The organism is Aeromonas sp. QDB25, from assembly GCF_027707725.1.
Taxonomy (GTDB): Bacteria; Pseudomonadota; Gammaproteobacteria; order Enterobacterales; family Aeromonadaceae; genus Aeromonas; species Aeromonas caviae.
Genome location: NZ_JAPCIZ010000117.1, coordinates 1 through 7,673, shown reverse-complemented (window position 1 = coordinate 7,673; position 7,673 = coordinate 1). Strand labels below are relative to the sequence as shown.

Genomic DNA, 7,673 nt, shown 5'->3' with positions numbered 1-7,673 from the left:
AAGTGGCAGAGCTTAATGCGGGCCAGTTCCGATACCCGCAGCATCGACTCATAGGCAACCATCAAGATGGCGATGTCCCGCTTGTCGGCCAGCAGTGGACTGCGAGACCACCGATGTTCCAATTCGTCCAGGTAACATTCCCGTAAAGGGGACGCCTGCTTGATGCCTTCATCGGCTATGATCTTCTTGCGTGTCAGGGCCTTCAGCAATTTCTTCACACTGGTGTCGATGGTCGGATCCGGGCAGCCACTCTCTCGGTGGATCTTGCCAATGGCCCAGTTGTCCATCGCCAGGGTGTTGCGGTGCTTGTCCTCCGCTCTAAGTGAGAGATAACGCTTTACGGTTTCCAATTCTGCAGGGCAAGACTGCAGCTCATTTGCAATGCACCACTCGTCAAACTGACCCCACATCGAGCGCAGTTGCATGACGGTTCGGGGTGAGTAAGCGTCCTGCGAATCCAGAAATTCCTGCCTAAAGCGGCTCATGGCTTCTTGGATCCGCGGGTCTTCTTCTATCCGTATTCCGCGCAACCGTCCCTGACGCATCAGCTCCGACAGGTCATCCGGACGTAGCGCTTGAGTGTCGAGTTGCACCGGGCCCGCGACACCAGCGGGCGGGAGCAGGGAGTGGGATGTCACCAAGGCGGTCATAACGTAGCTGGACTGGCGTAATAAAAGTTTCTGAAATGGGTCTGTTGACTGGCGGTGCAGGCTTTGAAGCCGTCAAACTGGCCATTTTTGACCAACAATTCGTCATAGCGGCCATCGGTATCACGGTAGTAAACCTTCCGCTGGCCAATCCCACCATCGACGTTCTGCTCCAGCCAGGGGATCACCTGGTCGGCATCATTGGTCACCGAAGCGAAGAACGGCTCGCTTCGGTCGATCAGCATGATTGCTGTATCACCTAAGTAGTAGGTGTCAAATGCGCAACGTAGATGGATGGCCATATCCTGCTCCTGGGTCTCGATGAGATATAATTCCTATTATATCTCATCGAGAGTTCTCGTCCAGAGCCGGACTCATTTGCTGGGTTTTCGAACAGTGAGGGGGACTTAGCGAGCGGAAGGCTTCCAGCGAGTCTGCAGGTGGACGTTCAGGGGAAAAATGCGTGACCGGCTCGGGGATGCCAGTGTCTTGGTCGGAAATTGTGTGCAGCGACGGATCGGGTCAGCCGCTGCCGTGTACCATCAATCAGTGAGCACAGTGATCTGGTCGGCAGAGCCACGATAGACCTCACCATCGACCTCATCCTGCACCTTCACATCATCACTCACCGGATCGTGAGCAATCACCACCCCGGTCGAATACTCACCTCGTGCTATCGGGTACTCCACGCGCAATCCCAACATCTGCGATCCATCCTCTTCCTTTATATAGTCGTGACGGCCACCAGCTCCGGTCGGCCAGCCCCATTATGGCCAGCAGGGGGACGTCTGTCATGTGGTGGCTCTAAAGCCCGTCAAAAGCCTCACCGCGTCACCCCCGATAATATGTTAAATTGCCTAGCCGCCAGACCGCACCAGCACTGGGTTTGACACTTTTACAAAAATTTATGAAGACCCTAAAACACCCGCTCATTTGGCCTGGGTCAAGGCTCCCGACCACCGGCTCTTTACCGTGATCGGTCGCAGAAACAACAAAACCGCCATCGAAGGCGGTTCTGTTTGTCTCTTGCAGTCGACTACTTGATCAGGAAGTCGCTCAGGTCGAAGCCTTCTGCCAGCTGATCGGCAATGGCTTTCGGCGTTCTGCCCTGGCCGGTCCAGGTTTTAACGACACCATTTTCTTCATACTGATATTTCGGTTCGCGTGGCATACGCGGGCCACGAGGGGCTTTCGTTCCGACAGCTTCTGCTTCGGCCAGCAGTTCATGCGGATTTATTCCAGCATCTGCGAGCAGGCTGACAAATTCACTGACTTTACGCTTGCGCTCTTCTGCCAATTCACGAGCTTTGTTGATCTCGTCCAATTGCTCCTGATAGACCGAATCAAATTTTGCTTTCGCTTCTTCCAACTGCTCGAATGATAACTCGCGCAGTGAAGCACGCAGACTGCGAATATTAAGGAGTGTTTTCAGAAACTCGTTCATAGCGTCCTCACTTAAGCCGTAAATAAACACAGCATTGCTCTATGCAATGCTCAAAATAATAATTGGGAGAGGTTGTTGTTAAGGTGCGATTATAAATGCTTTGGCGATAAAATTCACTTTAAATTGAACTGTGATGTATTTTTTTCCCCAGCTACCACAGCTGATCTTTTCTTGTCTGAATAACAGACTATGACGGTCACCTTAATGTCAGCTGACTAGCTGTAACTATATTCCACCTACCAATCTCACTACGTCGGTCACCGTTCTGTTATTTTTCCTTTGCAACCGGATAGCTTTTCCTACTATTGTCGTACTCATCGTTCAGTAACATTTCATATACAGGACCTTGGAAGGAGTTTTAAAGGGACTCAACGCTTAAGGTCCTGTACATGAGTAACATTTTACTACAACGTTACTTCTTTTTGCTCCGTTTTGCCTCCGCACCAACGTTCCTGAGCCCTCCAGGCGTGCATCCAAGTCCTCCTGGGACAGATCTCAGTCCTGCGGGGACTTTCAGGACCATCGTTGAACTGATCCCCCTCCATTCATAAACGCATACGTTTACCCGTTAACGCCATTCAATATCGTTTGACAAACGTTTTTCAAAGCCTATATTGGGTCAATGTTGTACTAGGAATTTGAACTGGCAGGGAGCTCCCATTGAGGGCGAGAGTCATGAAAATGCAACGTGGACATTTACTGCCTGTCGTGGCCATCAGCCTGATGGCAGCGGCACTTCCGGCACTGGCCGAAACCGTGACAGTCAACACCGTCACCACCGCCCTTCCAGGCGAAACCGTCGGGCAGATGGTCGCTCGGGTCACCCCACTCCTGCAAGACATGGCGCTCAAGCAGCAGCGCGGCACCCTTGCCCGCGTCACCTCCGACGACGGTAACCGCATGGATCGACAGCTGCAGATGGTGCAAGGCGGAATTGTCGACAGCCAGCTGGTCTCGGTGACCTCAGCGGACAGCGGTCAGATGCGGGTAACGATGTCCTTTGACCTCGATATGAAGTCCGGCCAGGAGTATGGCCAGATGAGCGCTCAGAACATGACCCTGAAGGCTCACCTGGGTGAGCTGTCTGACGCGGCAGCGTCCAACCCGGTAAGCCGTGCAGCCTTGTCGGATGAGGCGAAGCGCAAGTACGAGTCCATGGCGTCCATTTCCGGCACCACCAGCACAGTACGAAGCGGGCTGGCCACCTCCAAGCTCGGTGGTCAGGTCAAACTGGCCAACACCACAGTGTGCAACCGTGCCTATCAGGTAGTGTCCGTAAAGGACTTCTCCATCCAGCCCGGCCTCAACGACACCGTCAACGCGCAAGCCACAGTGGTGGTGAAAGCGATAGTGGATGATTGCGCTGAACATCACTTCACAGTCGGCTCATGGCTCGGCCAGACCCGGACCATGACCGTTATTGGTTTTGGGCGCGGCAGTTATAGTGGCAATCTTTCCAACGCCGACCCCGAGGATATGGGGTTCGCCGGGCAGAAGTACCTCCATTACGTGCCGGGGGAATTGGTGGACACTGACCGTAGGCTCAAGGCGGATTCCGGTGATCGCACTACCCATCTGAACTGGGGCTACAAGATCCTCGACACGGTTCAAAGTGAGAATGAGGTCGTCTTCAACTACCACGTCGAGGGTGTACCGCGCTCCCTGCTGACCTCCTCCGACGAGCTGATTTTTAAAGTCGTGCCGGGAGCCTAACGCTCCTTGCACTCCGAATCGTCAGGTTCACCCCAAAGCCACCTGACCTGTTGCCGAACTCAGATGTGGGTTCGGCTTTTTTACATGGAGCGTCCCCTATGGAACGGCTGTCCCAGCTGATGACTACCTTTCAGGCCAGCTATGGAATCAACCTCTTCGTCTTTCTGTTCTTTGCAGCCCTCATCGTGGTGGGGCGCACCTCATGGGGCAAAGGGAAGTTAGCTGAGATGGGCTCTAACTTTGCCCTGCGGGTTTTTCTTGACCGCAAGAAGTACCATCTGCTCCATGACCTCACCCTGCCTACACCAAACGGCACCACCCAGATAGACCATGTGCTGGTGTCACCCTATGGGGTGTTCGTGATCGAGACCAAGAACATGGGCGGCTGGATCTTCGGTGACGCCAAGCAACCGACCTGGACCCAGACGTTTTACCGCAAAAAATTTCGATTCCAGAATCCTCTCAGGCAGAACTACCTGCATGTGAAGACCATACAAGAGGTGCTGGCGCTGGCCGATGAGCAGATCCACTCGCTGGTCGTGTTCTTAGGCGATGCGAAGTTCAAGACCCCGATGCCAGACAACGTGATCAAGGGTGGTGTGGTCCCTTGGGTCAAGCGCAAGCAAGAGGTCTTGCTCTCCGATGAACAAGTGAAGGTCTGCATCAGGAAGCTCGAAAAGCAGCGACTCACCCCAGGCTACAAGACCAATAAGGCCCACATAGCCAACCTCAATGCTCGCCATGGCAAACGGGGCCGGTCGAGAGTTGCGACCACACCAAAGCCGGTTCCAGCCACACACCAGCGCGAGGAAACCGCGGGCACCGCCCCAGTGGCCGCCAATGAGCCGGTATTTACCCGGACTGACCTGCCTAACGTGGCCCCGCAAGACGAGCTGAGCGGCGCGAAAGACGTCAGCGGTTACGTCAGGAAGCTCTGTCCAAAGTGCAGCAGCCCGATGGTGACACGGGTCGGCAAGCGCGGAGCGCTAGAGGGGGAACACTTCTGGGGGTGCAGCGCTTACCCTAAGTGCCACACCATCGAGATCATGGAGAAGCCTGCGCCGGGGAGCGCGGGTGCAGCAGCTGTTGAAGTCAGCCTCCAGCCCTGTGTGAAGTGCGAAGGTTTCCTGGTGCCGCGAATAGGCACACGGGGCGCGATGAAGGGCCAGCCATTTTTAGGGTGCAGCAACTATCCGAAGTGTCGCAACATCGTGCTGCAGAGTGAGGGTGGAGAGCCGCGGCTCGCACTGGACGGACCACTTAGTGCGTGATAGGTTGGAAACGTCTTTAGGGTTTCCCATACCCAGACATCAACTCAGACCAAACCTGTATTGGAAGCAGTGACCCTGCTTCCCTTTTCACTTCCTAGTGGGTCTCCAGCCCTTGTACGCGCCGGGTGAGATAGTAGCGCCGGAACTTCCAGTGAACAGCTCGGGACATCGCACAGGCGCTGGCACAGGTACCAAAACAGAGCCACATGTAGGGGCTGTAGCCGGTCTGGATCACCCCACAACCAAGCCCGCATAGGCCGCCAATCACAAACGAGCGGCACACATCCCGCAACTCAAAATTGCCTTTTATCAATCCCTTCCGCTTGCGCACACGAACCTCCCTGTCAAGGTTAACGCCTTGTTACAGTAGATTACGAGTTCGGTAAGATTGCAACCCACGGCGCGAAAGCCGAAGCAATGAAGGGCTTCCTGCACGAGCCAGGAAACCCTGTGGAGACTACGTGACTGCCCGAGTCATCGCAGATCGGGCAGCGGTTATATCGAGGGTCTAAACCGCTTCGAGGATGGGCTCGTCAGCAACGTTCATCAACATGCCATGTTCGTCACGCGGCTCATTCCAGAACGCCACCCACTTGGCAATGACCGATGCCGCCTGGTTGCCTGCCTGACACGCCCAATCCCTCCCGTAGGGGGTGCAGCCCCAGAGCAGGCCGTATTGCGGCTCCAGATGCAGATAGCAGCCGTTCGCGAACTCAACCCTTGAACCCATATTGTCTTTGATAGCAGCGACCAGCGCCTGCCTATCCAGCGGCTCTAACCGCACAACCTGTTGTTGCAAAGCCTACCTCCTTGCCTACCTCTGCTACCTGAGCCTCATGGCGCTCCTGCAGCACTGACAATCACTGTTCGACTCTCCATTCCTGCGGGCTGGCGTCTGTCGCTTCTCTGTGGCCCATCGGATGACCACGCGCAGCAGGGTATCAATCATTGCTGAAAATACTTTGACCGACCTCGCAAAGCCTTGAAGAACCTACCTTTCATCGAATAATCGGATCCGGCAACGCGCCCTTGATTTGCTTGATCTCATCTGGCAGTCCGGGGAAGACATCGAGCGCACTGAGCTTGGTAAATTCGGCCAGGCTCAGCTTGGCCACACTCTGATCGGTGCCATTAGCAACCAGGTACACGCCAACGCTGTTTGCTCCGGGTGAATACACTGCCTTGAAGATGGCCGTCGGGATCGGGACCATGGTGCCAGGCAGGGTTTTCACCTCGCCCAGATAGATCGGCCCTGTGACCACGTTGACTACCCCTTTCTTGGCCATGTAACGCACCGTCTGCTCTATGTCCGACCAGATCCCACGATTCACTTCTGGGGTCATCGGCACCACGTTGGAGAGGGCAAAAGATTCCCGCTGGGTGGCCTGGGTGCTGAAGTCTCCGGCTGGCGCAAGGTGGCCTCGGTCGAGTCCCGAATGTTTATAGATAAAGGACGACACTCGCACCTCTTCCGGCAAGCGGTAATCCTCGTAGAACTCGTGGTCACCGCGGCTGATTTCAAAGGCCCCCTTTATCTGTCGCGGGGTCAGCTTTTCGACAGAATAGATCGCGGTGCGATTCTGTGCGGACAGCATCACCGCATGTTCAGACCCGCACAACTCATAAAAATCGCCTTCTAGGGGTGCTGTGATCTCGGGCTCGCGCTCAGCCAGGTAGAGCTGCGGACACTCACTGGCATTCACCCCTACGGTGAACAGGGCCAGCAGAGCCGGTGCCACAATCCGTCGAACCAAAGCAGTACGCTGGCCAAATTCAACGCCACAGACACTGCAAGTGCAGTCATTGGCTGACTCCACCAAGCCATAGCACGAGTGACAGAAGCGCAAGCCACTCGCTTTATTGCCAGTGAACGGGATGGCGGGTATCTTGCTCAGCATAGCGCCCCCATAAACGCATTTAATTGGCCGTGATTGCCATCTTAGAGCATTCTGGTTAGCAACTGAACAGGATTTCTCATGCTGTCGAGCGAACAAGCCATCATTGCCGACGCGGTCGTGTCGCGCACCGGTAACAACCTGACCGTCGCCCTGCCAGGGTCCGGAAAATCGACCACCTGCATAGCGGGACTGGTGAAATTATTGGAGCAAAACCGCAAGGCTCGGCCCTGGATGGTCACCTTCACCCGCGCCGCCACCACCAGCATTGCCAATAAACTACGCCTGCTGCTCAGTAAAAAGGACTTCGACCGGGTTGGGGTCTCCACCTTCCACGGCATCATCCTTGAGCAGTACAAGACCCTGCCCAAGCAGTGTGACCTCATCATGGATGGACGGTTTGAGGGCAAGGTCAGCGAAGCCATGATGGCCTGCGGCTATATGGGTGAGCACGACGAAGCCAAGCAGACCATCGACCTTGAAACCCGCCAGCTGAACATGGACGTCAACACCATCTCCACCATCACCCGCACCTACCTGAGTGTGCTGGAAGAGCGCAATCTCATCGACTTCAACCTGATGTGCAGAGAAGTGGTGTTTGGTCTGCGCAAGGGCGCAATCAAGCGGCTCGCCATCACCCACATGATCGTGGACGAGTTCCAAGACACGGACGAGGTCCAATTGGCCTGGATGGAAGAACATG

At 55.3% G+C, this 7,673-nt stretch carries 9 protein-coding genes; 3 read left to right on the top strand and 6 right to left on the bottom strand.

All coding sequences use genetic code 11. The features are described from left to right. The 4 genes from PG883_RS21900 to PG883_RS21885 all read right to left on the bottom strand — a co-directional run. The coding region (locus PG883_RS21900; RefSeq protein WP_270808158.1) for a hypothetical protein at window positions 1-593 on the bottom strand (593 nt) is incomplete at its 3' end. A gap of 53 nt (window positions 594-646) precedes the next feature. Beyond that, the gene (locus PG883_RS21895; RefSeq protein WP_114523314.1) at window positions 647-949 is read right to left on the bottom strand and encodes a hypothetical protein; all 303 of its coding nucleotides are present in this window, start codon (window positions 947-949) and stop codon (window positions 647-649) included. Between the two features lie 240 nt (window positions 950-1,189). Then, window positions 1,190-1,351 carry a hypothetical protein gene (locus PG883_RS21890; RefSeq protein WP_161507982.1) on the bottom strand — a complete coding sequence of 54 codons (162 nt, stop codon included), beginning with the start codon at window positions 1,349-1,351 and terminating at the stop codon, window positions 1,190-1,192. A gap of 332 nt (window positions 1,352-1,683) precedes the next feature. After that, entirely contained in the window at window positions 1,684-2,091 is a 408-nt protein-coding gene (locus PG883_RS21885; protein ID WP_114523317.1) for an H-NS family histone-like protein, read from the bottom strand. 675 nt (window positions 2,092-2,766) lie between these two features. Here PG883_RS21885 and PG883_RS21880 point away from each other — a divergent pair. Both PG883_RS21880 and PG883_RS21875 read left to right on the top strand, forming a co-directional pair. After that, window positions 2,767-3,804, top strand: coding sequence for a hypothetical protein (locus PG883_RS21880; protein WP_270808156.1), 1,038 nt, complete (start codon window positions 2,767-2,769; stop codon window positions 3,802-3,804). 98 nt (window positions 3,805-3,902) lie between these two features. Continuing rightward, the gene (locus PG883_RS21875) at window positions 3,903-5,075 is read left to right on the top strand and encodes a nuclease-related domain-containing protein (protein ID WP_161507892.1); all 1,173 of its coding nucleotides are present in this window, start codon (window positions 3,903-3,905) and stop codon (window positions 5,073-5,075) included. 508 nt (window positions 5,076-5,583) lie between these two features. Here PG883_RS21875 and PG883_RS21870 read toward each other — a convergent pair. Both PG883_RS21870 and PG883_RS21865 read right to left on the bottom strand, forming a co-directional pair. Next, entirely contained in the window at window positions 5,584-5,874 is a 291-nt protein-coding gene (locus PG883_RS21870; RefSeq protein WP_114523321.1) for a hypothetical protein, read from the bottom strand. A gap of 199 nt (window positions 5,875-6,073) precedes the next feature. After that, window positions 6,074-6,973, bottom strand: a complete 900-nt coding sequence (locus PG883_RS21865; RefSeq protein WP_171865411.1) for a DNA/RNA non-specific endonuclease — start codon at window positions 6,971-6,973, stop codon at window positions 6,074-6,076. 78 nt (window positions 6,974-7,051) lie between these two features. On the opposite strand from PG883_RS21865, the gene PG883_RS21860 reads away from it, so the two are divergent. Next, window positions 7,052-7,673: UvrD-helicase domain-containing protein (locus PG883_RS21860; RefSeq protein WP_270808153.1), on the top strand; the 622-nt coding region annotated here is incomplete at its 3' end.

Coding starts and splice junctions, on each gene's coding strand:
- PG883_RS21895 (WP_114523314.1), bottom strand. CDS start 949: ATGGCCATCCATCTACGTTGCGCATTTGACACCTACTACTTAGGTGAT.
- PG883_RS21890 (WP_161507982.1), bottom strand. CDS start 1,351: ATGTTGGGATTGCGCGTGGAGTACCCGATAGCACGAGGTGAGTATTCG.
- PG883_RS21885 (WP_114523317.1), bottom strand. CDS start 2,091: ATGAACGAGTTTCTGAAAACACTCCTTAATATTCGCAGTCTGCGTGCT.
- PG883_RS21880 (WP_270808156.1), top strand. CDS start 2,767: ATGAAAATGCAACGTGGACATTTACTGCCTGTCGTGGCCATCAGCCTG.
- PG883_RS21875 (WP_161507892.1), top strand. CDS start 3,903: ATGGAACGGCTGTCCCAGCTGATGACTACCTTTCAGGCCAGCTATGGA.
- PG883_RS21865 (WP_171865411.1), bottom strand. CDS start 6,973: ATGCTGAGCAAGATACCCGCCATCCCGTTCACTGGCAATAAAGCGAGT.